This window comes from Treponema sp. OMZ 803, assembly GCF_024181165.1.
Lineage (GTDB): Bacteria > Spirochaetota > Spirochaetia > Treponematales > Treponemataceae > Treponema.
Window position 1 is genome coordinate 1,472,334 of the sequence record NZ_CP051195.1, and the last position, 24,352, is coordinate 1,496,685.

Below are 24,352 nucleotides of genomic sequence, written 5' to 3' on the forward strand. Positions count from 1 at the left end.
TTCTACAGTCCGTTTTTTGCGGAGCTTTGTATCCGCAGTTCAGCTCGTTTTAAGATCTCCTGTACTAAAATCGCACGGATACGCTCAATACGGATCTCATCAAGCTGGAAAGGTTCTTCAAGATGAAACGTACCGTTTAGCATCAAAAAGGCAATATGGGCGGTTTGGGTTTGATACAGAAGCGCAAGGCAGGCTTCGGGGCTTAAACCTTCGATAAAGCCGAGATTGATGCCGAGTTTTATCTTGAACACAAGGTCTATCGTATCTTTTACATCGAGCAAGTATGCATTTTTAGCAATACTGAACGCTTTAATGACATCATCTTGAATACGCCACAGCTGCGTCCTTACCAATGAATCCCGCAATTCCCGCTCCTCATTGATAAGCGTTCTAATGGCGGTCATTATCATACCAATTTGTACCTCATCGGTATAGCCCGCGGAGCTTTTCGTAGAAATGAGGTATAGATAACCGAGCATCCGCTTTGTATTTTGCGCATAATATGCGTGCACTTCAAAATTCTGCTTTGTAAGCGCCTCTATCTTTTCCTGTATCTTGTTTGTTAACGAATGACCTGGCAGCGAACACAATACTGAATACTTTATACCGCTCCCAATATTCATCACATCAGAAGAAAGATAGCCGAAATCCTGGACTGCGCTGAATTCCAGCGTTTCAGCCAAGGTATCGATGATGTTTTTTCCCAGCGTAAAGCATTTTTGAAGTTCAAAGCCTGCATAGAACGCCGAAAGCCTGATGTGGTCTTTGATATTCACGGTTGCCGAAAGGATACCGTCATCACGAACAATGACCCCCGTACCGAAATTCCGCTCCAGATTTGCTGGGATAATATTCCGCTCTTCAAAAATCTTTTTTGCTATTGCATCCAACGTATCGAGCCTAATGGGATGAAAGCCGTCAACAGGAGGCAGCGTTTGGAATGCGGAAACTACAGTTCGATATACTGTTTCAGCATCTTCTTTACCGAGTGTCGGAGGAAAGCGGTAGTTCTTTAAGTTCCGTACAATACGTACCCGCGAAGAAAGCACCGTATCGTTGTCGTGTCCCGAATAGGTATACCATGCGTTTGAAGCAGCAAACATCCTAGGACGAAACCTCCTGCTCTTTTATCTTATCGCGGAGGTATGCAGCCAGCTCATATTCTTCATTCTCTACCGCTTTTTGCAGTTCATCTTCAAGATGTTGCAACGAGACTGCCACGTCCGAAAATGTCTCCGGTTGCAACGGCAAATTTCCAGCGTAAAAGATCTCTCCGGAACCTTCCTGCATAAACTTTAATACGGTATCGCGAAAATAAAAAAAACAACGAGGGCAGCCGATCACTTTTTTTTCTTTGACACGGCTGAGCGGCATCCCGCAATCGGGACACGCAAGAGGGTGGGCACTCTCATTTACCTTTTCTCGAGCGTCCAATTTAGGTACAAGGCCGTCAAAAATTGCTTTGAGCGAAAGAGACATTTCCTTATCATCGGAATAAATATGGTGTTTTTTAGCACATGCTCTGCAAAGATACAACTCTTTTGTCTTTCCGCCTACAATCTGCCGCACAAGCATAGAGGCATTATGTTTTCCGCATATTTGACATATCATGCTGCCTTCCTCATTCCCTTCTAATATTTTTCCAAGGTTTGTAATTTCCTTAGAAGCATACAGACAATGATTGATAAAATCAAGGACTAAGCTAAGGGTTGTTCTTTTATGTCGCGGGAGGCAGTATGCCGTTGACGTTTGCGGACAAAGGTTGCATGAGACATCCCGAGACTTTCTGCCGCAAGCCGTACATTGCCGTAGGTCTTATACGCAAAGTCGATGTACTCTGCTTCTATATCCGCGAGCGCAGCCTTTAGATCGTGGATACTGTCAGGCTGCTTTACCGGTATGTACAAGGGCTCCGTCTGCGGCTTACACGGGGTAATAAACGTATTCATGGCCGTAATTTCATCGCTGTCGGTAACGATAACAGCCCGTTCCACAATATTCCGCAGCTCGCGGATATTACCGGGCCATTCGTAACCAACCATCAGCCGGAGCGCTGCATCGGAAAAGTATTTATGGAATGCATATTTCCGGTTAAGCTGTTCGAGAAAAAGCTGCGCCAGCGGGATGATGTCGTTACGGCGTTCGCGGAGCGGCGGAATGTGCAGCGGGAACACCATCATTCGGTAATACAGGTCTTTTCGGAATTTCTTTTTCTTAACCATTTCTTCCAAATTACGGTTCGTTGCCGCAATGACGCGTATATCTACCGGAATGGGCTTTGTTCCACCGATACGCTTTACCTCATGCTCTTGCAGCACCCGCAGTAGCTTTACCTGCATATTCAGCGGCAGCTCGCCGATTTCATCGAGGAAAATCGTCCCTTGGTCGGCTACCTCGAAAAGTCCTGCTTTGCCGTTCTTATCAGCGCCGGTAAAAGCACCTCGTTCATAGCCGAATAGCTCGCTTTCTATCAGATTTGCGGGAATGGCACCACAATTCACGCTGATAAATGATTTTTTACTGCGGCGGCTTTGGCTGTGAACATATTGTGCAAACACTTCTTTACCGACACCTGTTTCACCGCTAATCATCACCGTTGTATCGAGCGGGGCAACCTTATCGGCCATACGGATAATCGAAAGTGTTACTTTATCGGCGGCAATAAAATCGGTTTTATCAAGGAACTGAGTTCTGATATGTTCCAACTCTTTATGAAGACGCAACCGCTCCTCGTTTCTGGATTCAATTTCTTCTCTCAGATGATGGATCTCGGTCATATCACGGACATTAGTGATGACCATTTCGATCTTATCGTCGGGGCCGAACACCGGCGTACTGGTAATCAACGCCTGCCGCCCCGTGCTAAATTTTTGCTGCAGTGTTACCGGCTTGCCGGTTCGGATAGCGATTAAGGACCCCGACTGAGAGATTGTACCGCTCTCTTCAAGCTGTTTCATGTTACAACCCATCACATCGTCGCGACAAATACCGGTAATCATCTCGTACGCTTTATTTGCCCGCAGCGTATTAGCCTGTCCATCGGTGATATAAATACCGTCAAACATATTTTCAATGATGGAATCGAGCTGCTTTTCCGCATCCAGCCGGATCGGACAAGAATCTTTTCTTAAACATTCATACTCAGACATAGCACCACCCTCCCACTATCTTTTATGATTTGAGCGGAGTTATTCTAATATGTCGGATAAGTTCTCCTTCCATATCATATACTTGAAACATATATTCACCGATTTGAGCTTCACATCCAACCGTCGGCGTTTTTCCTATTGCCTGTAAATAATTGAATAGATACCCCGCAACGGTGTGCCCGTAAGATTCATCGAAGTCTGCATCGAGCCTCTTATTAACCTCTTTCATACTGATACCGCCGTTTACGATATAGTCCCCACCGGTTTCATGATTATGTACTTCAGGATCATTGAAATACTTACGGACGGCAAAAAGGATTGCGATAGCGATAACACCTAACAGAGAGCTCTGCATACTGCTGTGATCCATAATGAGTGCACGAGCAATCGTATACAAAAGTACCTCGATAGCGCTGCCCGGCGTATGCTTTGTGAGCATCTTTACAAACTCGATACCGATAACCAGCTCGAATACCGTTGAAAGAAATTCCGCAAATGAGGGAATCTCCGTACCTGCAAACGTACTGATGATAAAGCCTTTCAGCTGTACAAGAACGCGAATACAGAGAAGCAAAATTCCGATAATGACTACAAGGGCAAGCAAAATTTCCGTATAGCTTGCCAGCAAACCTAAATATCGCCTAAGGTTTTGTTTGTTCAGTTTCGCTTTTAATTTATTCATTATCGAATATTATACACTGAAATGCTCAAAAGAAAAGAGTTAATTGACAATAAGTGGGCAAATTAATGGATAATGGGTAATCGCCGACTTAATTACACATACCAAATCAAATTACACGCGTTGACAGGCCGGACTAATTGCGTTACCATTTAAGCAAATGTAATAAATAACTTACATTGGGAGCATTGTATATGGAAAAGTTAAGCGCATTAAAAGAAAAGACAAAAGCAAAAGTTATCGAAATACTCGGAGACACGCATTTTCAAAGCAGAATAATATCCATCGGTATAACAGTCGGAAGCGAAATCGAAGTAATTCAGAATTATAAAAAACAGCCGGTGCTTATGTATTGCAGAAACACCGCGATTGCAGTCAATAAAAAAGAGGCTGATAAGATTATGATGGAGATATTATAGCTATGAAAAGAATAACCATTGCGCTGCTTGGTCAACCGAATTCGGGAAAATCAACATTATTTAACGGACTTACAGGTGCAAATCAACATGTCGGCAACTGGCCGGGAAAAACCGTAGAGAAAAAGGAAGGGGTCTTTTCGCATAAGGGTACCGACTATACAATCGTCGATTTACCCGGCTCTTACGGCTTGTCGGCACACTCCGAAGAAGAAGTCATTACACGAGAATATATAGCAAATGGGAAGGCCGACCTTGTTGCGATTATGGCGGATGCATCGCAGTTAAACCGGAGTCTTTTTATGCTATCCGATTATGCCGGTATACAAGTTCCCGTTGTCCTTATTATGAATATGATGGATATTGCGCATCAGCAAGGTAAGATGGTGGATATTGACGAGTTGCAGAAAGCGCTGAATATACCGGTTATCCCGATTATCGCGGCAGACAAAAAAGAATACGCTTCCCTGTATGACTTTTTAGAACACCGGAACGGAGCGCTTTTAAAAGATGAAGTGCTGAAAACATTATACGAAGATACGATCGGCGAAAAATATCGTGCATTGGAAACGTATATTCCGAAAGACGGCATCGGCGTTTTTTCACAAACGTGGATTATAAGTAAACTTGTTGAAAAAGATCAAAAAGCGATTGAATTGGTACAAACAGCGGTCGATGCGACGCAATTTAAAAATATCGAAAGCATATTACAGGACATAAAAGACGGCAATTTATATACCGGACAATGTAAATTTAATTGGGTAGATTCGCTCATTAAAAAATACGTTACGGAAAATCGGCATACTTTTACCAGAAGCACATTCGATAGGCTCGCGACAAGTAAAACATGGGGTAAACCGATTGCTGTCGGCATTATCATTGCGGGATTAATTGTTTCGATGCTAATCGGTTTTCCGTTAATGGGAATATTTTGGGTTGCTATTCCGCCGCTTTCCGGTTTACTGGCGAAAGGGCTTATGCTCCTTGGCGCTGCAAATTGGATAATCTCGCTTGTGTGCGGCGCAGTTATGACTGCCGTTACGTTTGCGTTTATGATGGTCAGCTATGTATTCGGCGTCAGTTTAGTGTTCGGATTTATGGAAGATGTCGGCTATATGGCACGGGTTTCCTATGTGTTTGATAACACGATGTCTAAATTGGGATTGCAGGGAAAAGCGATTATGCCTTTCTTGGTGAGCTTCGGCTGCAATATCGGAGGCGTTACCGGATCGAGGATTATCGACTCATGGGGGCAGCGGGTTATGACGATAGCGCTTTCGTGGGTGGTGCCGTGCGGGGCGACATGGGGCGTTGTGGGTGTCGTCAGCGGAGCCTTCTTCGGTAAGCAAGCGGTTTTTGTTGTTTTGAGCTTATTTGCCGTTGCATTTTTACACCTCTTAGTTACATACCGGATTTTCAGAAAATCGCTTTATAAAGGTGATGAAAATCTTGGCATGATTATGGAGCTGCCCCCTTATCATAAACCGCATTGGAAAAATCTCTTTGCTTCCGTTTTGAATAAAATGGGCAATGTGTTTAAAAGAGCGTTGAGTGTTATCGTACTTATTTCCGTGGTATTTTGGGCGCTTGCGTACACGCCGGACGGAAACATAACAAACAGCATCATTTATAAAATCGGTATGTTTATAGAACCCGTCACAAAAATCTTCGGATTACCGTGGCAGCTTTTTATGGCATTTGTTGCCTCGGCGATGGGGAAAGAATCCGCGCTGGGAGTGCTGGCATCCCTGTTTACGTCATCCGGTATCTGGAATGCCGTTGCAACGCGGGGTACCGTTGATACGGCGGTTTTGAGCAACACGATGCTCGCGGCTATTTCAAAACCCGAAGCACTTGCATTCCTCTTTGCGTTTTTCTTTAATATGCCGTGCTTGATGGCGCTTGCCGCTACCGCACAGGAAACGCACTCTAAAAAATGGACGATAACCATTGCGGTGTATTATATTTTTTCCGCACTTGTAATTGCCGCTATCGCGTATCACATCGGGATGCTTATCTTTTAGAAAATAGCCCTGTTCCGAAACGGAAGTTTTCGAACGGGTTTAGCGGTCGTAACATGCTCATACGCTTATTGGAATTGTTAAAATCGGGAAAAACATATACGATTCAGGAACTCGCCGAGCTTGCGGATATGGATGCCGCAAGCGTCAAGGCGGAAATAGAATATCTTGAACACACCGGTTATATTAAACCCGGAGCTATTCAAAAAGAAGAAACAAAAAAACACAACGCTTGCCATCATCACTGCAAAGGATGTAATGGGTGCGGCTGATAGCACAGCCTGTTATGAACCAAGAAAATTGAAATTTTGCTCCAAAGCTCTGCAGCGGAATTTGCGCTTTTTACCGTTTTGCATTATACTTGCCGCATGAGAGAATTTATGAGTCGCGCATTGCAAAAACTGCCGCGTATGAACGATTCGCAACTGCGCTCTTTTATTCAATTGATTGCCGATGACTACGCACTGTTTGATGCGATGATGGATTCGCTTACAAGCGGCGTCATCATTCTGGATTCCGATCATACCATTATAAAAACTAACCGTGCAGCTTTGCGTATTCTCGGTATCCCGCTTTCTGAAAGCCCCGAACGGCCGCTGTGGGCGTCTATTCCCGACACCAAGCTGGCGGATTTTATCCATACGGTGATAAAAAATGAAGAGACATGTACCGCAGAGGAATTTGTCATTGTTGCCGATGAGGGAAATCACTACATTGAGCTTTCGGTACTGCCGCTTGTAAAAGAAAAAAGGGTGCGCGGTACGATTATCACCGTTGAAGATATTACGCAGCGAAAGCGAGAAGAAATCAACAACCGACGGCTTGAAAACCTCGCAAGCCTTACCAATCTTGCAGCCGCGGTTGCGCACGAAATAAAAAATCCGCTTGCGGCCATCAGTATCCACGTCCAACTGCTGCGGAAGAACTTTAAAGCATGCAATTTGGAAATTAACGCAAAGGCGCAAAAGCACCTCGATGTAGTAGAAGAAGAAATTGAGCGATTAAATAAGATTGTGGTGGACTTTCTCTTTGCCGTTCGACCGCTCCAGTGTGAATTTGCACCGGTCGATGTAAACGAACTTATTAAAAATCTTTTTGCTACCTTTCAGGAAGAATTTTCCGCTGCAGGTATTTCTTTTGTTCCTCAGCTCGACGGCGAACTGCCGATTATTCAAGCGGACGAACGCTTTTTACGCCAAGCGCTGATGAATATTCTAACCAATGCAAAAGCGGCGATGATGCCTGCGGGCGGAGAACTCGGCATTACGACACGGTATGACGAAGAAAACGTATATATCGCTATTACCGATACGGGAAAAGGCATTCCGCCCGACATACTGCATAAGATTTTTGAGCCGTATTTTACAACAAAGCCGGACGGAAGCGGGCTCGGCCTTACCATGACATATAAGGTGATTAAAGAGCACGGCGGTGATATTCAGGTCCATTCGGAGATCGGCAAGGGAACCCGTTTTACGCTAATCTTGCCTATTACTCACAGTGAGAGACCGCTTCTATTGGAAGCACATACTGCATACGATAATAGTACAAAACCTCAATTTGAGAGCATAAAAGATGAAATTTAAGATTTTAGTTATCGACGACGAAAAGAATATCCGCGAAGGGCTCCAGATGGCACTCGAGGACGAAGGTTATGAGGTACTGACTGCGGAAGACGGGGCAGACGGACTGCATAAAGCGCTGTCGGAGATGGTAGACCTTGTCATCACCGATCTGCGAATGCCGGGCATCGGTGGGCAAGAAATTCTCCGCAGGGTAACTTCGGAAACGCCGGGCGTACCGGTTATCGTGTTGACCGGCCATGGTACCGTCGAAACCGCCGTCGAAGCGATGCGCATGGGCGCGTATGATTTTTTAACCAAGCCGCTCGACCTTGACCGGCTTTCCCTGCTGGTAAAACGCGCTCTCCAGAACCGCGAACTGGTGCTGCAGCACCGCGAACTTGTCGAACAGATACAGTCGGACAAAACATTCGAGCACATCATCGGGAAGAGCGCGGCGATGGAGCATGTCTTTGAGATGATCAGAAAGGTTGCCCCCTCACGGGCATCCGTGCTTATCACCGGCGAAAGCGGTGTGGGAAAAGAGCTTATTGCAAGCGCAATCCACAACCTTTCCCCGCGAAAAAACAACAGCTATATCAAGGTGCACTGCGCCGCGCTTGCGGAAAGCTTACTGGAAAGCGAACTGTTCGGGCACGAAAAGGGTGCATATACCGGCGCGGTCAGCCAAAAGCGGGGACGCTTTGAACTTGCCGACGGCGGCACGATCTTTTTGGACGAAATCGGGGAAATCAATCAGAGTTTGCAGATAAAAATACTGCGCGTATTGCAGGAAAAACAGTTCGAGCGGGTGGGCGGCGAAAAGTCAATCACGGTAGATACTCGTCTTATTACGGCAACCAACCGCGATCTTGAAAAGGAAGTCGCCGCCGGTACATTCCGCAGCGATCTGTATTACCGCCTGAATGTGGTACATATCCACGTGCCGCCGCTTCGGGAACGGAAAGAGGATATCCCGCTGCTAATTGCCGCCTTTATCAAAGAATTTACGGAAGAAAACGCAAAACAGATTACCACCATCGAACCGAAAGCCCGCGCAGCGCTCTATGCCTACGATTGGCCCGGCAATATTCGGCAGCTGAGGAACTGTCTGGAAAGCGCCGTCGTGATGAGCTCGGACGATACCATCCGCCTGTCCGATTTACCCGAACCGATACGCGAAGCGGAGCAGAATTCTTCCATCCGCATCCAAATCGGCACCCCCCTCGCCGAAGCGGAACGGCACATCATCATGGAAACGCTCGCCGCCTATAATGGAAATAAGTCGAAAACCGCCGATATACTCGGCATCGGACGCAAAACCCTGCATAGAAAGCTCGATGAATTTGCGGCACATGCTACTGATGCCACCGATTCTAGTGCGGAGTAAAACGGGTCGCACGGGGGTAAACCAACAGGCAGTATTAAAAAAAAGCTTTGTTACAGATTTACGCCGACGACAAATCGGAAAACTCCCGGCCGTAAAAACGTTCGAACCGGATGCATATACTCTCCACCAATCTCCACCGATCTGTTTAATGCCACAAGGCAGTTTACATAGAGGGTGTCCAAATAGAGGTAGCCGCCGGTATGCGCTTTTGAAGCGAAATTCCCTGTCAGTATCCATGCATAGCCGGTATGAAAGGATATACGGTTTATAAACAGCGGTAAGAAAGAGCTGCCGTTTTGCACGTCATAGCTAAAAAATGTAAGATCGCATACACCGGATATTCCTCCCGATACTTTGCCTGTTCCAAGCGAAGCAAATTTTTTCCGCATTGCATCAGTATTATATGCCGCAAAAGAGGGAAAATAATTAGTTTCCGTAACAGGGTAATGAGCGGCAATATGCGAATATGTTCCGTTTAAAGGATTAAACTGTGCATTGAATCCAAGATAACCGCTCAAAGTAAAGCGAAGCGGTACTACAGGAATATAGCCGTCAAACGATGCCTGAAAAACGGCAGCATTGGCTTTTTGTTCAACGCAGTATGCATGAGCAAGAGAGCTTGATATGGAGACACCTTGAAGATCCTTTGCAAAGAAAGGAGACCGTATTATGCGGGAACTGCGGACATTTCGGTAATAAAGCTGCCCTTCATGTGCAAGTACCGTATACTTGTATGGAAACGGATAGAAGGTTTTACCGGTATCGGATAAAGGCGCTATCCATGCTGCCGTTGCCAGATAAGAGAGTTTAAACATTTCCCATGAATAGGAAAGCGGAATAACGCTGCTTGCACCGACGCCAAATCCGGTTTTACGGTAGGTAAACGTCTTTGTATCAAGTTGATCAAAGACATTCATATTTAACGAAATAGGCCTAAAGTGATAGGCGGCATCGGCTTTTATTTGTGTAAAAAAAGGCTTTAGCAGAAATAGCAATGAAGAATTAACTTCGATTGTCTCCGTAGGATCAAGCATAGCCAGTTTTATCCCGATACCGTATCCCCCGTAACGCCGTATATCGGCAGGGATATTGGCTGTTGGCCGTACCTTTGCCCGCCACAGCCATGTGAGTGGCTGATACCGGTTCGGATTGAGAAGCTCAAGGTTAGGAAGCTTGGTCGATGCCGGTATATCCGGTTGAACAGTTATAGCTGTCGGTTGGATAGTTTTTACCGTAAGCTCCGATTCTTGCATAGTATATAAACGGTGATAGGTACCATGCTGCCCTACGTAAATGATGGAATGATTGCCGACTTCATTCGATAGCTGCTGTTTCTCCGGCAGTAGAATGGGAAAGAACACGCCGCCGGAAATATCGGTTTGCTGTGTTTTTATGATGCCGCTTTTAGGATAATAAAGGCCGAGCCGATAGAGCATATTCATCTCAGCCCAAGAGAAAGCAAGGATATACTCATTACCGCTTTTTACCGATTGTAAGTAGCGGATTGCGTAGGGGGTATCTTGTGCAGGCAACGACGAAAGACTGCCTGTTTCGGTATCGATACGTAAAATAGTACGTTTTACCCCATTTGCTGCGATAAGGGCAACCTGCCCTTCTCCGATATAACAAGGACTATACAATGAGGCAAAGGATTGACCGGGACCAGCCGTATATAAAACTTTCTTAACTTCCTGTGTAGTACGATCAATCAATACTGCGGAAAATGATTGATTCTTTAGCCTTATGGAACAAAGTGTCTGATTGTCAACAAAACACGCCGCCATACTTGATGGTATCGGTTTACCGATAAATCGACGTTTTTTCATATCAAAAATACGTGAGCGCTTTTGCGAAGTTTTATTACTTGTTTCAACTGAATCCGAGACAACGAGAAGAGAGCCGTCCTCCGAAAAAGACAGTTGATTTAACGAAAAATCCGCTGTAAAAAGCTTGACGGGTGTGGAAGCTGCAATGGAACTGTCTGTATTATCGATATTTACGTGTGTAAAATATACCGCTTGACTGTCAAAATCATAATAGGCAAAACCGTCATGGGAAGCTGCAAGAGCGCTATATCCAGACTTCTTTGTCTGAGAAGCAAATGGAGCAGGTTCATTCAGTTTTTCCGGCAGCGGAATAGTATTAATAAATTGATTCCATGCAGCGCTTACCCCTTTATCATAAATGGACTTGAATTTTCCCGGTATAAAAAGTCTCCAGCTCAGTTTCCATAGCTTTGAATACGACTCCATCCCATACGTTTTTTGTAAAAAGTCGGCGAAATAACCGCCATAGATATACGGCCACAATCCGGTCGGATACATATCCCGCGAACTTGCAGCTTCTGTCCACGTCGGAGTGATGCCATCGATTTTATTCTGAATCAAATACTGTTTAATCAACGGATCATTTAAACGACCTTGTCCATGCAAACTTTCAAATGAAACAGCCGCCCCTTCTACAAAAGACATCGGTAAAATATTTAAAAGGGAAAAAGGAACGTCAAGCGTGAGAGCGTGAGTAAGTTCATGGTAAAAAACTTGTAAGAGTGTGTCGGGCAAATTACCGAGTGTCCCATCCGTAATCCCGGTATCGTAAAGGACAATGCGGCGATGCGGTGTCCGGGTAAAATATCCATTAAGTTCTTCCGTATCGGATACAAGGTATACCGGTATACGTCCTTTGATTTTCTGTTGCAGAGCGGTACATATTTCTTCGGCATAACTGTCGGCATATTCTGTCAGCAGTGCTGCAGAAGGAGCCGATGCTTCCCTATAGATAATTTCAAAATACTTGGTTTTAACAGACTGCAGCGGTTCTGTAAAAGCCGGAGCTATGGCGACAATGAAAAAAAAGAATATTCCTAAAAGTTTTGCTTTATTATTCCTATGCTGTTTCATGATTAATCAATCCTCAAGTTCCGAATAAAACCGATCAATAAGCTGCTGTTCACACTCGGCATACTGTCCATTGATAAAGAGCGGTAAATAGGTATCTTTAAACTCAAACCAGCTTTCAGCTTCTTTTTCAGGAATAATCGGATAAAAGGACACGGTATTACTTTGCGCAGCCTGTAAATCGCCGGGAGCATCACCGATTTTTAATATACATCCGTCTTTATATCTGCCGGTCTGTTTCAATGAGGCAATCACTTGCTTTTTGCTGCCGTTTTCTTGCGTAAAAATACCGTCCACAAACTTGATTAAACCGGCTTGCTCCCATTCGGCAGTCACGGCAGCATTATTGGCAGAACTGACAACAGCTATATCGGCAACGGCATAAATAGCTTCGATGCTTTCATAAACATACGGGAAAGGGATGCGGTCTTCCAGCGGTATTGCAGCAATAGTCTTATTGACATTTATCGACCATTGCTCGGCAAGTGCAAAAATAGGATGACCGACAGTTTGATATGCCTGCCTGATGCCTTCATTCGACAACTTTCCGCCCGAATTAAGGAAATGTTCATACGCTTCCAATCCGTCAACAGGAATAAAGTGCTTATCGATATACCGGCATACCTCAAAAAAGCCTTTAAAACGATTTATTGCACGCTTTTTGCTGAAGAGATTTATCTTATTCCAATAATGTAAAATCGGTTCCGCATGATCGCGCAAATTGAATATGTTTACCAGCTCCGGCCCGAAAGCACGGTAGTGCTTGAGGTTCATCGTATCCATAGCACAGCCATCGCTGTCGATACAGACTAAAAAATCCTTCTCCCGTTGGAAATCCATCGCGGCCTCTCTTTAAGGAGCTTTTTTTAAGAATGCATCCTTAAAGCCTAATTTTTGGAAGTTTTCCAATATTGCACCCCGTTCATCTTTTTTCAGCGGTCCGATATAGACCTTATAAAAAATTCCCTTTGTCATAGGAGATTTTTCTACTGCGATAGGATACTGTTTACCATACCGCTGTACAAAACTTTCTACATTCAGCATATCCTTAAACCAACCGATTTGTACATAAAACGCTCCCTTTGTAAGGACATTGGCAGTATAGAGCTCTTCGGCAGGCTGTGTAACAACCGGTGACGCAGGCAAAGCCGGTTGTTCGGGTTCTTTGGGCGCAGGGATATATTCTTTCATCGGTACCCGGGGCTCCGATGGTACGAGCATAACATGATTTTCTGTAATCAAGTCATCTTCCGTAGTGTCATCCTTAGGCTCTTTCCCTGCAAGAGCTTCCTTAGCGATAACAACTTCCGGTTCGTCTTGCAACTCTTCCGATTCTTCTACCGGTTCTTCCTTAGGTTCAACGGCAGGAAGCTCTGGCTCGACTGTAGGCTTTTCCATATCTTTTTCAGACTCAGCTTCATCGACTGTTACCGGTTCCGGTTCAATCGGAGTTGACACTTCCGGCACCGGTGAAAGTAATGCATCTAAACCCGAAGCAGTCTCCGGAACGGCTATTTCCGCGACTTGCACTACCGGTTTTGTATACTCGGCGGAAGACTCGCTCTCTTCTTCTATCGGCGCTTCTTGAATAGGGGGGGCATCCAATACCGGTTTTTCAGCCTCTGCGGAATATTCGGATGATGCAGAAAATTCTATGGGTTCGGTTACCTCAGAAACGGCAGCAGGAGCCGGTACGATTTCCGGTTCCGGTAAAACAGGTTCCGATACTTCAGCTACAGGTGCGGCAGGTGCTGCCGGTGTCTTTTCGGGTTGAGAAGGTTCTTCCACTTCAGCGATCGGAGCCATCGGTTCTTCCGGTGCCTTTTCGGGTTGGGTAGGCTCTTCAACTTCGGCAATCGGAGACACCGGTTCTTCCGGTTCCGGTTGTACCGGCGTTTCAATTTCAGCTACCGTCATCGGTGCAACTTCTTCGTTTTTTTCTCCTTTGGGTTCGACTGCCGGCTTCACCGGTTCGGCTACCTCCGGAGGTGCAGGTTCATTCTGAATAACTGCTTCATTTTGAATAGGTTCTTCATACGGGCCTTTTCGGTTGTTATCCTCTTGTATCGGTTTTTCTGCTGGTTGTACCGGTTCCTCTATGGGGACAGCCTCTACAGGGGAAGTTTGAGGAGCCTCTTCTGCCGGTTTTTCAGGCACCGCCGTTGGGGTAGGCTGCCTCTCTTCAACTTTACCTAACAGCACAGGATCGGCACCTTCCTCGGCTACAAGTGGAGGTATGGAAACGCGGATGCGCACAGTACTATCTTCTTTAATTGCCAAAACCCTTGCTAAATCAGGCGACACCTTTACCAATACTCCCTGTGCCCCCTCATTATCGATAACAACTGCACGGGATGTTATATTTTGTTCCAAATTGGTGATTTCGATAAGCGTATACTTAGGGAATAAATCACTGGAAGCAAAGAGGCCTGCAGGGAATTCTTCCTGTGATCCGGCAACAGCATTACCTTCCCATACTGCCCATATCAGTGCAGTGCTTAGTATTAACATACTCAGGACAGTCATTATTTTTTTGATCATCTGTATCCCCTTTTCCTCTATAAATTTTCCAACATACTTGTACCGATAGATTGACCGGCGCTTTTGATTTTTTGTTTCAATTCGTTTTCCGGCATTGTTTTCGGATCGATATTTTCTTCAAAAATGATTTTTTGGGAGGAAAAATCGATGAGCTTCCATTCAAGATTCTTCCATTCAATTACCGGTGTCTGTCTCTTCGCGATATTGTCCGAGGCCTGATTATATTCGCAATATAGTGCAACTAAACAGTCGATCGCTGAATCGAAACGTTTTATCAGTGCAGTATTATTTTTGTATTGCTCATAGTTTCCTACTATACATTCGACACTGGTAGCTACTATCCCTTGATCAAAACAGAAGTCAAAAAGCTCGGTTTCGAGCGCCATAGTCAGTTCGGTTGCCCCGGCCGGTGCATCGGAATTATAGATACAAGCAAAACCGATTGTTTTCGCATATACCGCACCATACAGCATAGTGCAGCATAAAAGCACTATCGGTATCCGCTTTTTCATAGTATATTCTCCGTAATCAATATCGGCAAAATAAAAAAAGGATAAAGGATAAATGAGACAGGGTGAAACGCATCAGGCCGCTTTTTTAATATCCCCGCGAAAAAATTGAGACTATTCGACCAGAGTTGAACCTCTTCGCGGAGCAAAAAGCTCAGCATAGTGCTGCGCATCCTGCTTGGACTGCTGCACAAAGGCATTGTCTTCTACATGACCGAGTACGGCATCCCGCTCCGCACGATTTCGGTAGGTAATATCACGGAAGTGATTGGTGTAGTCTTTTTTCTTGGTGATAAGAACCTGCGCTTCGATGTAACGGTTCAAGCGGAGCGCTTCGTCAAGGTAGGTTCGCCAGTGTGATTCGGCAAGAACGGAAACTCCGGCGAGCCGGCAGAGTACGCTGTAGGCATGTTCTGCACGGTCAAAGGGATACCGTTCCCAGAGCCGGTCGTATTCGGCGTGGATTGCGTGCCACGAATTAAACTCCCCTGCCCCGATTCTATTGCGGAGGCGGTCATATTCATCTTCGCGTATCAGCTGCCCGCCTGCATTGACCCACCGGATTGTTCCGTTTTGAAGATTAAACCGGCAGCATACACCACTGCGGCTAAACACCTCACCGTCGCTACCGGTTTCATCGATGTATTGTGCCAAAACGGTTACCCCGTACCATACGAGCATATCGCGGTACGCATACCACGCATCCACGCCATGCAGAATTTTCACCGGGCGGGCGGAATGCTCGATGTTTTCGGCAGTAAGGGGCAGTTTTTTCAGCTCGTCTCGTTTATGAGTCAAAAGATAGCGAGCACTTTCGGGTTGATTTCCTGCCGCCGTCCATGCCGTTTCAAAAATGTGCTCCAGCAATTCCATCGCGTGCATAATTTCCCCGGCGGTATCGCAGGCAAGCACCTCGGTTTCAATCTTTTGCATCTTTGTTTTCCGTTTATCCCGTTTTTTAAATTTATCGTTATTGCGGGCAAGCGCATACATATTATACATCCAAAAATAGGCAGGCATAATATCGAGGCAATTTTCTCGCAGATTATCGCTGACCAAGCTGAACGGGAAAGGAATATCGAGTTCGGCAGGATAATTGCCTTTATTCAACAGCACAAAGGACGCAAACCGGCAGTTATGCTTGAGCGTCGCAGAAAGTCCCGGCCAAAATCCCCGACCGGCGATAATCTCTCCATCATTGCCGCGGGTATTGTGGTTTGAACCTACCGTAGCGGCGGCCGCCATATTAGACTGCCCCTGAATCATCGCAGCGATAAGGAATGAGTTGTTATGATGCTGCTCATGGTAGGGAAAGATCAACGCATTTAATACTTCGCAGCAGGAGATAGTTGAATTATCTCCCATCACGGAGTGAATGAGGCGGGCGCCGTATTTGAGCGTACAGTTATTTCCGAGCACAAAGCGCACTGCCTTAACGCCGTAGAACACGCGGCAGCCGTATCCGATAATTCCGTTGACCAGCTCAACGCCTTCCCCGATCTGCGTCGCTTCTGCTGCAGAAGACCGGATGGTTAGATTTTTTAGCTTATTGGCGCCCTTAATATAGACCGCCTCACCGAATCGGACATCCTTGATAATCCTACAGCTTTTAATCACTGCGTTATCGCCGACGGTACCGTAATAACCGCGGGCGGAGTCGCAAGAATCCTGCGTCAGCTTTTTCAGCTGCGCCATCAGCTTTGCATCATCGCGGTACCGCGCCCACATAAACGCATCGGCACAAATCATATCCGCAAAGGGAAGAATTTCCCGTCCGCCCGCTTCGTTCATCACATCGATTGTAACGCGGACTGCTTCATCTTCCCCGTCTTTAATGACCCCTTCGCCGAACTTGGCATGATCGGTTGCCGCCATCTCATCTATTCTGCTTAAAATGACGGTATTCCCGATAATATAGTGCGCAAGATAGGCGCAGTCGTGCACGGCGCAATTCGCTCCGATATCGCAGGAGATAATTTTGCTGTTGGTAATCCCCGCGGGGACAATAAAATCATGGTAGCGCAGATAACATTCGGTTAAAGAGGAAATCCTCACCAATCCCGCAAAAAGCGAGTTTTTAATGAGCGACGGCGTAAAGGGGTCTTCCACCAAAAAGGTATTCCAGTTAGTACAGGTATTTCCGTTCTTGATAAGCGTTTCAACTTCGTTAAAGGTGAGCGGCCGCCATCGGTGCTTTTCGGCAGGGTTCTGCATAAAACGGACGGTATATTCATCCCGTCCGGAAGTAAGAAAAGATTTATTGACAAAATTAACCCCAAAGTCATCCGCTGTTATAACACGTACCGGCATAGCTCCTCCAATGCTGGAGCAAACACATTAGACGTTCTTCTGAATACCCCGCAGAATAATGGGGCTGTTCAACCAGAGTTGAACCTCTTCGCGGTTCAAATGGTTGCCCAGCCTCATTATTCTGCGAAATTTGATTTGTCTGTCTAATGTGTTTGCTCTTTTCCGAAATAAACTGTGCGAAATTTTAGGCAAAATTTCGCACAAAAGGAAGGCAACCGCTTAAAATATTTACGGTGCGGTTGCCGTATTTTTCCTCTCAAATCTAATATGAAACCGAAGCACTACGATTTTCGGCTGTGAACGCGAAGCTTCTTTTTGAGGTTTTTAAACCAAAATGCCCGTAACTGTTCGGCACACGAGTAGAGGCGATAGCGGAAGCCTCGTACTGGAATATCAAGTGTTCCCACCCGATGAATAATAGTTCCGCCGAATCCCGTTTTGAACCGATACAGGCCGTACATAGGATGGTGCGAATCATCGGTTGGCGGAATCCCGTAAAAATCATAGGATGGACAACCGTACTTTTGCGCATCTTGGATTGCCTGCCATTGCAACAGATATGCAGGCATAAGGTTGCGGTGTTCATTTGAAGAAGCGCCGTACAGATAGATAGCTCCGCTCGGAGAAAAAAGCGTAATAATCGCGGCAAGCGGTTTTTCTTCAAAATAAGCAATATAGATTGAAATAAGAATACGTTCGGTATCGAATGCAGGATCGACAGCAAGCCGACAAAGCGAGTGGTAATAGTTTTCGCTATGGATAGCAATGCCATCCCTCGCTGCAGTTTCACGATAAAGCCGATAAAAGATCGGTATGACGTCTTCAGCTTGGCTTCCGGGAAAACAGCGAACCTGTACGCCTTTTTTTTCGGCAAGCCGGATATTGTAACGCCACTTAGGTTTACACTGAGCGAGCAAGGTGTCAAGCGGCTGTCCTAAATCGAGCAGAACGGTATCGGGCGGCTGAATATCGGAAGCTGCTTTACGCAGGCTGCACGGCGTTTTTCCGCCGGTACAGGGAATAAGCGGGAAATCTTGGCGAGAGAATGCCTGCGTGTTTCCGCTTCTTATTACGCATTCCCATGGAGGATCAAAGCGAATTAAAAAAACATAAGTAGGCAGCAAGGGAACGAGCTTTTCCGCTAGGTTTACCAGGAAAAGCTTCCGTTTTTCCGCCGTTTCGGGGAGCTGTGAATTATAATCGGTTAAGATAGACGGCCCCATCGGAATATAGGCAAGAAAGCCGAAAGGACTCAATTGCCGCAATAACACCGTGAGTAAAAAAGAACGGGTACCGGCAGCGTGTACCTCATATTGCTGATATGACCAACCTTGCTCCTTTTTAAACTCCGCCCAAAAGCGGCTCTGCAAAAAATGCTGAGCAGGAGTTTTTACCGTCATATCGGTACATTCTTTTATCGTCAATGTATTCATAGTTGAAAGGAACGATAGCGGAAAAACAGGCTTTTGTCAAAGGATTGGCTCTCGGTTTATAGTATCGAGGTGTTCGGACTGTAGAAAAACAATCTGCTTACACTCCCCCACCCCACCCGCGCCATTTTTCTGCAAGCGAGGTTTGTGCTTCCGATGCGGAGTATGAAGAAGTAGCATCGGAATCCGCTGGAGCAGAAGAAATTTTAGCAGGAGTACCGGTATTGCAGATGGTTTCGATATCGGCAGTCTTTAATTCCTGTAAGAAGGCGACTAATTCCTCCGGGGGCATGGTCTTTTTTAATGTATTGATTGTACGGATTAAATCTTGTTGGGCACCGCTCGCGGTTTCTTTTGTCAGTTGAGCATTGTTTTTTTCCACCTTTTCGCGGAGCCGTTTTGCATACTCACGTCCATCGATGGATTGCGCAACAGGGATACCTGCCGTCACACCGACAACTGCAAGCACTAATTTAAGTCCGACAAGTCCGCCCGCACTGCTCGCATATTCAAAAGAAGCGCCGGTAAGATAAGCGGTTTTAAACGCCTCATAATAGAAAATAGTAAGCGCACTGTATGCGATAAGAAGTATAAACGCCGCAGCAAGCCGCCTTTTGGTGTACCATCCCATCGGCTGAATAAACAAATAGATAATCGCTGCAATCAAAACCAACCCAAACAAGAGTTCGGCGCTCCACGGCATCATAACAAAAGAAAAAGAATCCGCATGAATTACATTGCGTAAAAGATAGAACTGTCCGACAAGAATTACAAGAAAACAGATAACCGTCACCCCGCCCCGCGCACGAACATTTGTTTTATTTTGTTTCATTTTATATATATTCCCTCGTGAATAGCCATCTCTATGCGAAGTTTTATTTGAAACTTCGCACATTTTTTCTAGCAGACGGCAAACACATCAGGCAGATTAGATGAAATGCGCAGAATAAAGAGGTTATGAGACCATTTGAACCGCGCAGAGGTTCAACTCTGGTCGAATAACATCTCTTATTCTGCGAGGGTATTCAAAGAAGTACCTGATGCGTTTACACCGTCAGCCTAGCAGGTTTCTATTGACGAGTCAACGGAACTACGGTACAAAAGGTACGGAGGATTTATGCTGCAATTCAATCCGGTACATCTTGCTTTCGCCGTTATGATAATCGGCGTTATTTTTACCTTTGTATTATCAAAAAAAGAGATCAAACAACTTCGCTCGCTTGCCGATTCCTTTGCAATCCCTTTCGTCAAACTTTCAAACTATATTGCACCGCAAAAGCCTGCAAGCTCATTGTTGACAGAAAAAACGGAATCCGGCGGTATTAGACCGCTGCCGGCAGAAGGACAATCAAAAGAAATGCGCGAAATCATTAAACGAGCGGGAAATACTAAAGCGGTAAAGCTTTTCCGTGAAATGGTGGAAGCCGAAGATGCGCTGAAAGAAGCTGCAGGGAAGAACCGCCGCAAATGCTATCAATTTGCCGATCCCGTCGCCCGCATCCTATATATGACGCATACCTTTCTTACCGGCTGCGAAAACCTTGCTCTCATCGACACGGAAAGCAAGCTGGATGAATTTAACAGCTTTTTGAATGAACAAGTGCAACACCGCATGACTTTACTGCGACTGATCAGCGGTTCCCTTGCCGAGGAATACAGAACGCTGAATAGGGTATACGCCGCAGAGATGGAGCAAATCGAACGGGAACAAATGCCGTTTATTAAGCGGAATGCCCAATGATGCAACAACCGCCAAAGTTTATACTTTGTTCAGTTGTTGCATTTTAAGGAAATTCAAAACGATCCCTCTCTATAATATGTCCGATTATTTCCACAAGAATTCGGGATAGTAGTTTTCTTTAATTTTTTGCGCTATTTCTTTTTTTACGATTTCGCGGTCTTCGGGATAGGTCATGCCGAACCAGCGTTCATCGGTGGTATAACATTTGATTGTACCGAGCCCCTTTGTAACCAGCATACTCGCTCCTTCCGGCAAGAGACATTCGGCTTTTTCGCTTGCGATATTCTTTTTGATAAATTCCTCAAAGAATATATGGAAACCTTCAAAGGCCTTGAGACTAAAACCGAAAAGATTCATAGAAACGGTCTCTTTACCGGTCAGATGCACTACTCCATTTTCAAGTTGAGATAGAATCACCCGTTTACCGTTTTCTTCACCGTAAGAAATCTTGGTATGTTCCTTCATAGAAACCAGCATTCCGTTCTCAACCTTGCATACGCCCCGCGATACGGAACCGGATTCACTCATCGTATTTTCCAAAATATAACCGACCATCGCATGGTTTGGAGAATAATTGTCTAGAGTTGACAAATGTCCGGCCATTGTTTTGTAGGCCTTGCGCCCGTAATAGTCATCTGCATTGATAATAGCAAAGGGAGTTTTTACGAAATTCTCCGCACAAAGAACAGCGTGGATAGTACCCCACGGTTTTTTACGGTTTACCGTCTGAGGGAGCTCTTTAGGATCAATCAGTGAATCAATGGATTGAAACAGGTATTCTGCATCGCAATTACGGGCAATTCGATCAAATAAACGGGCGCGGAAATCGGTTTCAATATCTTTTCTAATAACAAATACCACTTTTCCAAAACCGTTATGGACAGCATCGTAAACTGCATAATCAAGGAGTGTTTCATTATGCAGTCCAACCGCATCTATTTGCTTAACACCGCCGTAACGGCTCCCCATTCCTCCTGCTAAAACCAACAATGTAGGTTTCATTCTATTGTACCTCCATAAATACTCGCTTCCATACATCAACGCTTCAAAGAAAACGCCGATTAACCCATTGCAGGATCAATCAGCGTTCTAAAAGTTCATTAATCACACTATAAAAGCACTCTAAATACACATAAGGTTAAAGGCAACCTCTAAAAATTCAAGATTTTAGGGGTTTTCGTGCATTTACCGTTTATTTACGTGGCGGAAAATAACACGTTTTTCCATCGTTGTCATTGTCTTACCGATGGAGGCGCCTTTTAAATCTTCAACTTCGACGGAAGAAAAGCCTTTATCCCGTTTATAATTTGAAAAGAATTCATACATGACCTTTTCAGCTTCATTCTCGTCAAACGTGTTCTTATCTTCTTCGTATACGCAATAGTATTCCGCCCAGTTATCGGTCTTATAAATTTCGGTTAGATAAAGCGAGGCATTTGCACGACCTTCAACCTTAATCTTTTGCTTTTTAGTCTGTACAGTCTGTGCAGACAGGACAACAGCGAGCAGCATAAATGCGCACAGCGCAAGTATTTTCTTGTTCATTATAGATCCTCCTATAAAGTAATAAACAGAATGTAATATATACGGAAAACCCGTTCTTTGCAATATCGACTGTCAGGGCAAACGCATCAGGCATTTTTTATCTACCCTACCTGATGCGTTTACCCTATTCTACATCATTCACAGAGGGCGATCGGAGCAAAGGTTTCGGCTTTAAGTGCTGCGCCACCGATTAAACCACCGTCGATATTCTCTTTGGCAAGCAAAGCCTTAGCATTTTCGGCTTTCATCGAACCGCCGTACTGAATGACCATTGCATCGGCAGCAGCTTTTCCGTATAACTTCGCAATGACGGATCTGATATGCGCATGAATCGCATCGGCATCCTCCGGAGTTGCCGTTTTTCCGGTACCGATTGCCCATACCGGCTCATACGCAATGGTTACCCGTGCCAGTTCCTGTGCCGTTACACCTTCCAAACCTTTTTCGGTCTGTGCTGCGCAGACAGCTTCCGCCCGACCTGCTTCGCGTTCCTCCAGTAACTCGCCGACGCAAAGGATAACTTCCAGCCCATGCTGCAATGCAAGCCGCACCTTTTTGTTGATCATTGCATCGGTTTCCCCGTAAATATGGCGTCGTTCCGAATGGCCAAGGATAACAACCTGTACCCCGAGGTCTTTAAGCTGCAATACGGACACCTCACCCGTATGAGCGCCCTGCTCGTCGGTACTCATATTCTGCGCACCAAGCAAAACATTGGTTCCTTTTACTACCTGAGAAACGGCATCAAGGGCGGTAAAGGAAGGAGCTATCATATATTTGTGCTTTCCTCCTTTGACGGCCTCTACCACGCCTTTCGCCAGTTCAACAGCCTCACCCTTTGTTTTGTGCATTTTCCAGTTGCCTGCAATAAAATATCTCCGCATACCTTCTCCTATAAAAACTTTTGTAGGATGTTTCAACATCCGAAAAAGTTTTTAGCCGTGCGCGCATTACGCGCACATGTAAATAATCAAGTTTGCACCGCAAACTTGCGATAAAAAGCATCGACGCAATTTTAGGCGATGCTTTTTATCATAGCTCCTATAAAAACTTTTGCAGGAAATATCAGAGCCTTCGGCTCTGTTCTGCAAAGAAATTCTTTAACTTGTCCGCTTAAGCGGACAGCGAATCAACATCCGAAAAAGTTTTTAGCCGTGCGCGCATTGCGCGCACATGTAAATAATCAAGTTTGCACCGCAAACTTGTGATAAAAAGTACCGGCGACATCTCAGACGGTACTTTTTATCTCATCTCCTAATCAAGTTTGCATTGCAAACTTGCGATAAAAGTTTTCAGATATTTCATTATACCGTACCTTTACCGATTTTTAAAGGGTACCGTTCTGCAGCACAGAATAAACACATCGAACTCTTTCTGCGATTTCTAATTATGAATTACTTATCTTTTTTTATTATATATTCTCGGTTATAATAGACCTGTCCAATAACTGCGTTGTCGAACAGGTTTAAGAAACAAAAGAAGGATGATGCGATGAATGTATTTGATATAATCGGTCCTATCATGATCGGACCCTCCAGCTCCCATACCGCAGGGGCGGTGCGGATTGGTTTAATGAGCAGGCTACTGTTGGGTGCCCCTGCAGTAAAAGCATATATCAGACTGCATGGCTCTTTTGCGCAGACTTACAAAGGACACGGAACCGATCGTGCACTTGCGGCAGGGATTATGGGAATGCAGACCGATGATGAGCGTATCAGAAAAAGCTTGCAAATTGCCAAAGAAACGGGGCTTGCCATTACTTTCGAGCCAACCGTTATCCTCAATGCCCATCCGAATACAGCAGAAATCACCCTAACCGATGCAAACGGAAAAACAGTGTGTGTTCAAGGAGCGTCCATCGGGGGCGGCAACATTGTTATTACCCAAATAGACGGTAGAGAAGTAAAAATTACCGGCCAATCTCCAACGATTATTGTCGTACACAATGATATTCCGGGGATGATTGCTGCCGTAACGGCAGTGATGGCGCAGTATAAACTTAATGTCTACAAATTTAATCTTGCACGGGACAAAAGGGGGGGGACGGCAATTATGACATTACAGATCGATGGACGCTCCCTTGGAGAAGACTTGCAAACGACTATTGAAAAAATACCCGGTGTTACAAAGGTGATTTTTGTTAGACCGTTCTAAATGGAGTC

General features: G+C 45.3%; 21 protein-coding genes. 7 read left to right on the forward strand and 14 right to left on the reverse strand.

Features of this window, described 5'->3' with window-relative positions:
* Nucleotides 1–2: 2 nt before the first annotated feature.
* The 4 genes from ABH09_RS06740 to ABH09_RS06755 form a co-directional block, all read right to left on the reverse strand.
* Nucleotides 3–1,103: an ATP--guanido phosphotransferase gene (locus ABH09_RS06740; protein ID WP_162663576.1), complete on the reverse strand. Its 1,101-nt coding sequence runs from the start codon at nucleotides 1,101–1,103 to the stop codon at nucleotides 3–5.
* 1 nt (nucleotide 1,104) lies between these two features.
* Nucleotides 1,105–1,611, reverse strand: a complete 507-nt coding sequence (locus ABH09_RS06745) for a UvrB/UvrC motif-containing protein (RefSeq protein ID WP_162663577.1) — start codon at nucleotides 1,609–1,611, stop codon at nucleotides 1,105–1,107.
* 86 nt (nucleotides 1,612–1,697) lie between these two features.
* Nucleotides 1,698–3,149, reverse strand: a complete 1,452-nt coding sequence (locus tag ABH09_RS06750; protein WP_253713821.1) for a sigma-54 interaction domain-containing protein — start codon at nucleotides 3,147–3,149, stop codon at nucleotides 1,698–1,700.
* Nucleotides 3,150–3,171: 22 nt separating this feature from the next.
* Nucleotides 3,172–3,831, reverse strand: coding sequence for a transporter associated domain-containing protein (locus tag ABH09_RS06755; protein ID WP_162663579.1), 660 nt, complete (start codon nucleotides 3,829–3,831; stop codon nucleotides 3,172–3,174).
* Nucleotides 3,832–4,022: 191 nt separating this feature from the next.
* Here ABH09_RS06755 and ABH09_RS06760 point away from each other — a divergent pair, with 191 nt between their 5' ends.
* The 5 genes from ABH09_RS06760 to ABH09_RS06780 all read left to right on the forward strand — a co-directional run bounded on the left by ABH09_RS06760 (nucleotide 4,023) and on the right by ABH09_RS06780 (nucleotide 9,217).
* A complete protein-coding gene (locus tag ABH09_RS06760) occupies nucleotides 4,023–4,247 on the forward strand; it encodes a FeoA family protein (protein ID WP_162663580.1) in 225 nt (74 codons plus the stop codon).
* 2 nt (nucleotides 4,248–4,249) lie between these two features.
* Complete coding sequence (feoB, locus tag ABH09_RS06765; RefSeq protein ID WP_253713822.1) at nucleotides 4,250–6,268, forward strand: ferrous iron transport protein B; 2,019 nt, start codon at nucleotides 4,250–4,252, stop codon at nucleotides 6,266–6,268.
* Nucleotides 6,269–6,321: 53 nt separating this feature from the next.
* The gene (locus ABH09_RS06770; protein ID WP_162663582.1) at nucleotides 6,322–6,537 is read left to right on the forward strand and encodes a transcriptional regulator; all 216 of its coding nucleotides are present in this window, start codon (nucleotides 6,322–6,324) and stop codon (nucleotides 6,535–6,537) included.
* Between the two features lie 96 nt (nucleotides 6,538–6,633).
* Complete coding sequence (locus ABH09_RS06775) at nucleotides 6,634–7,851, forward strand: two-component system sensor histidine kinase NtrB (RefSeq protein WP_315450632.1); 1,218 nt, start codon at nucleotides 6,634–6,636, stop codon at nucleotides 7,849–7,851.
* Nucleotides 7,841–9,217, forward strand: a complete 1,377-nt coding sequence (locus ABH09_RS06780; protein WP_253713823.1) for a sigma-54-dependent transcriptional regulator — start codon at nucleotides 7,841–7,843, stop codon at nucleotides 9,215–9,217. Before ABH09_RS06775 ends, ABH09_RS06780 begins: the two co-directional genes overlap by 11 nt.
* A gap of 50 nt (nucleotides 9,218–9,267) precedes the next feature.
* Here ABH09_RS06780 and ABH09_RS06785 read toward each other — a convergent pair whose 3' ends face one another.
* The 7 genes from ABH09_RS06785 to ABH09_RS06815 all read right to left on the reverse strand — a co-directional run bounded on the left by ABH09_RS06785 (nucleotide 9,268) and on the right by ABH09_RS06815 (nucleotide 19,736).
* Nucleotides 9,268–12,117 carry a hypothetical protein gene (locus ABH09_RS06785; protein WP_253713824.1) on the reverse strand — a complete coding sequence of 950 codons (2,850 nt, stop codon included), beginning with the start codon at nucleotides 12,115–12,117 and terminating at the stop codon, nucleotides 9,268–9,270.
* A 6-nt stretch (nucleotides 12,118–12,123) separates the two neighbouring features.
* Nucleotides 12,124–12,954 carry an HAD family hydrolase gene (locus ABH09_RS06790; RefSeq protein ID WP_253713825.1) on the reverse strand — a complete coding sequence of 277 codons (831 nt, stop codon included), beginning with the start codon at nucleotides 12,952–12,954 and terminating at the stop codon, nucleotides 12,124–12,126.
* Nucleotides 12,955–12,966: 12 nt separating this feature from the next.
* Nucleotides 12,967–14,655 (reverse strand): SPOR domain-containing protein, encoded by a 1,689-nt coding sequence (locus ABH09_RS06795; RefSeq protein ID WP_253713826.1) that lies wholly within the window; start codon nucleotides 14,653–14,655, stop codon nucleotides 12,967–12,969.
* A 17-nt stretch (nucleotides 14,656–14,672) separates the two neighbouring features.
* Complete coding sequence (locus tag ABH09_RS06800; RefSeq protein WP_253713827.1) at nucleotides 14,673–15,167, reverse strand: hypothetical protein; 495 nt, start codon at nucleotides 15,165–15,167, stop codon at nucleotides 14,673–14,675.
* 111 nt (nucleotides 15,168–15,278) lie between these two features.
* The gene (locus ABH09_RS06805) at nucleotides 15,279–17,474 is read right to left on the reverse strand and encodes a DUF4954 family protein (RefSeq protein WP_253713828.1); all 2,196 of its coding nucleotides are present in this window, start codon (nucleotides 17,472–17,474) and stop codon (nucleotides 15,279–15,281) included.
* 281 nt (nucleotides 17,475–17,755) lie between these two features.
* A complete protein-coding gene (locus ABH09_RS06810) occupies nucleotides 17,756–18,907 on the reverse strand; it encodes a lipid II:glycine glycyltransferase FemX (RefSeq protein ID WP_253713829.1) in 1,152 nt (383 codons plus the stop codon).
* A 97-nt stretch (nucleotides 18,908–19,004) separates the two neighbouring features.
* Nucleotides 19,005–19,736: a hypothetical protein gene (locus ABH09_RS06815; protein WP_253713830.1), complete on the reverse strand. Its 732-nt coding sequence runs from the start codon at nucleotides 19,734–19,736 to the stop codon at nucleotides 19,005–19,007.
* 285 nt (nucleotides 19,737–20,021) lie between these two features.
* Here ABH09_RS06815 and ABH09_RS06820 point away from each other — a divergent pair, with 285 nt between their 5' ends.
* Nucleotides 20,022–20,645 (forward strand): hypothetical protein, encoded by a 624-nt coding sequence (locus ABH09_RS06820; RefSeq protein WP_162663591.1) that lies wholly within the window; start codon nucleotides 20,022–20,024, stop codon nucleotides 20,643–20,645.
* Between the two features lie 84 nt (nucleotides 20,646–20,729).
* On the opposite strand, the gene ABH09_RS06825 is transcribed toward ABH09_RS06820, so the two are convergent.
* The 3 genes from ABH09_RS06825 to tpiA all read right to left on the reverse strand — a co-directional run bounded on the left by ABH09_RS06825 (nucleotide 20,730) and on the right by tpiA (nucleotide 23,074).
* On the reverse strand, nucleotides 20,730–21,647 hold the full coding sequence (locus tag ABH09_RS06825) for a nucleotidyltransferase family protein (RefSeq protein ID WP_253713831.1): 918 nt from the start codon (nucleotides 21,645–21,647) through the stop codon (nucleotides 20,730–20,732).
* A 183-nt stretch (nucleotides 21,648–21,830) separates the two neighbouring features.
* A complete protein-coding gene (locus ABH09_RS06830) occupies nucleotides 21,831–22,190 on the reverse strand; it encodes a hypothetical protein (RefSeq protein ID WP_162663593.1) in 360 nt (119 codons plus the stop codon).
* 134 nt (nucleotides 22,191–22,324) lie between these two features.
* Nucleotides 22,325–23,074, reverse strand: coding sequence for a triose-phosphate isomerase (gene tpiA / locus ABH09_RS06835; RefSeq protein ID WP_253713832.1), 750 nt, complete (start codon nucleotides 23,072–23,074; stop codon nucleotides 22,325–22,327).
* A gap of 607 nt (nucleotides 23,075–23,681) precedes the next feature.
* Between tpiA and sdaAB the strand changes: the two genes are divergently transcribed.
* Nucleotides 23,682–24,344, forward strand: a complete 663-nt coding sequence (gene sdaAB / locus ABH09_RS06840) for an L-serine ammonia-lyase, iron-sulfur-dependent subunit beta (protein ID WP_253713833.1) — start codon at nucleotides 23,682–23,684, stop codon at nucleotides 24,342–24,344.
* Nucleotides 24,345–24,352: the final 8 nt, after the last annotated feature.

Excerpts from the sequence above, each read along its gene's own strand:
- ABH09_RS06740 (WP_162663576.1), bottom strand. The coding sequence starts at position 1,103 with ATGTTTGCTGCTTCAAACGCATGGTATACCTATTCGGGACACGACAAC.
- ABH09_RS06745 (WP_162663577.1), bottom strand. The coding sequence starts at position 1,611 with ATGATATGTCAAATATGCGGAAAACATAATGCCTCTATGCTTGTGCGG.
- ABH09_RS06750 (WP_253713821.1), bottom strand. The coding sequence starts at position 3,149 with ATGTCTGAGTATGAATGTTTAAGAAAAGATTCTTGTCCGATCCGGCTG.
- ABH09_RS06755 (WP_162663579.1), bottom strand. The coding sequence starts at position 3,831 with ATGAATAAATTAAAAGCGAAACTGAACAAACAAAACCTTAGGCGATAT.
- ABH09_RS06760 (WP_162663580.1), top strand. The coding sequence starts at position 4,023 with ATGGAAAAGTTAAGCGCATTAAAAGAAAAGACAAAAGCAAAAGTTATC.
- feoB (WP_253713822.1), top strand. The coding sequence starts at position 4,250 with ATGAAAAGAATAACCATTGCGCTGCTTGGTCAACCGAATTCGGGAAAA.
- ABH09_RS06770 (WP_162663582.1), top strand. The coding sequence starts at position 6,322 with ATGCTCATACGCTTATTGGAATTGTTAAAATCGGGAAAAACATATACG.
- ABH09_RS06775 (WP_315450632.1), top strand. The coding sequence starts at position 6,634 with ATGAGAGAATTTATGAGTCGCGCATTGCAAAAACTGCCGCGTATGAAC.
- ABH09_RS06780 (WP_253713823.1), top strand. The coding sequence starts at position 7,841 with ATGAAATTTAAGATTTTAGTTATCGACGACGAAAAGAATATCCGCGAA.
- ABH09_RS06785 (WP_253713824.1), bottom strand. The coding sequence starts at position 12,117 with ATGAAACAGCATAGGAATAATAAAGCAAAACTTTTAGGAATATTCTTT.
- ABH09_RS06790 (WP_253713825.1), bottom strand. The coding sequence starts at position 12,954 with ATGGATTTCCAACGGGAGAAGGATTTTTTAGTCTGTATCGACAGCGAT.
- ABH09_RS06795 (WP_253713826.1), bottom strand. The coding sequence starts at position 14,655 with ATGATCAAAAAAATAATGACTGTCCTGAGTATGTTAATACTAAGCACT.
- ABH09_RS06800 (WP_253713827.1), bottom strand. The coding sequence starts at position 15,167 with ATGAAAAAGCGGATACCGATAGTGCTTTTATGCTGCACTATGCTGTAT.
- ABH09_RS06805 (WP_253713828.1), bottom strand. The coding sequence starts at position 17,474 with ATGCCGGTACGTGTTATAACAGCGGATGACTTTGGGGTTAATTTTGTC.
- ABH09_RS06810 (WP_253713829.1), bottom strand. The coding sequence starts at position 18,907 with ATGAATACATTGACGATAAAAGAATGTACCGATATGACGGTAAAAACT.
- ABH09_RS06815 (WP_253713830.1), bottom strand. The coding sequence starts at position 19,736 with ATGAAACAAAATAAAACAAATGTTCGTGCGCGGGGCGGGGTGACGGTT.
- ABH09_RS06820 (WP_162663591.1), top strand. The coding sequence starts at position 20,022 with ATGCTGCAATTCAATCCGGTACATCTTGCTTTCGCCGTTATGATAATC.
- ABH09_RS06825 (WP_253713831.1), bottom strand. The coding sequence starts at position 21,647 with ATGAAACCTACATTGTTGGTTTTAGCAGGAGGAATGGGGAGCCGTTAC.
- ABH09_RS06830 (WP_162663593.1), bottom strand. The coding sequence starts at position 22,190 with ATGAACAAGAAAATACTTGCGCTGTGCGCATTTATGCTGCTCGCTGTT.
- tpiA (WP_253713832.1), bottom strand. The coding sequence starts at position 23,074 with ATGCGGAGATATTTTATTGCAGGCAACTGGAAAATGCACAAAACAAAG.
- sdaAB (WP_253713833.1), top strand. The coding sequence starts at position 23,682 with ATGAATGTATTTGATATAATCGGTCCTATCATGATCGGACCCTCCAGC.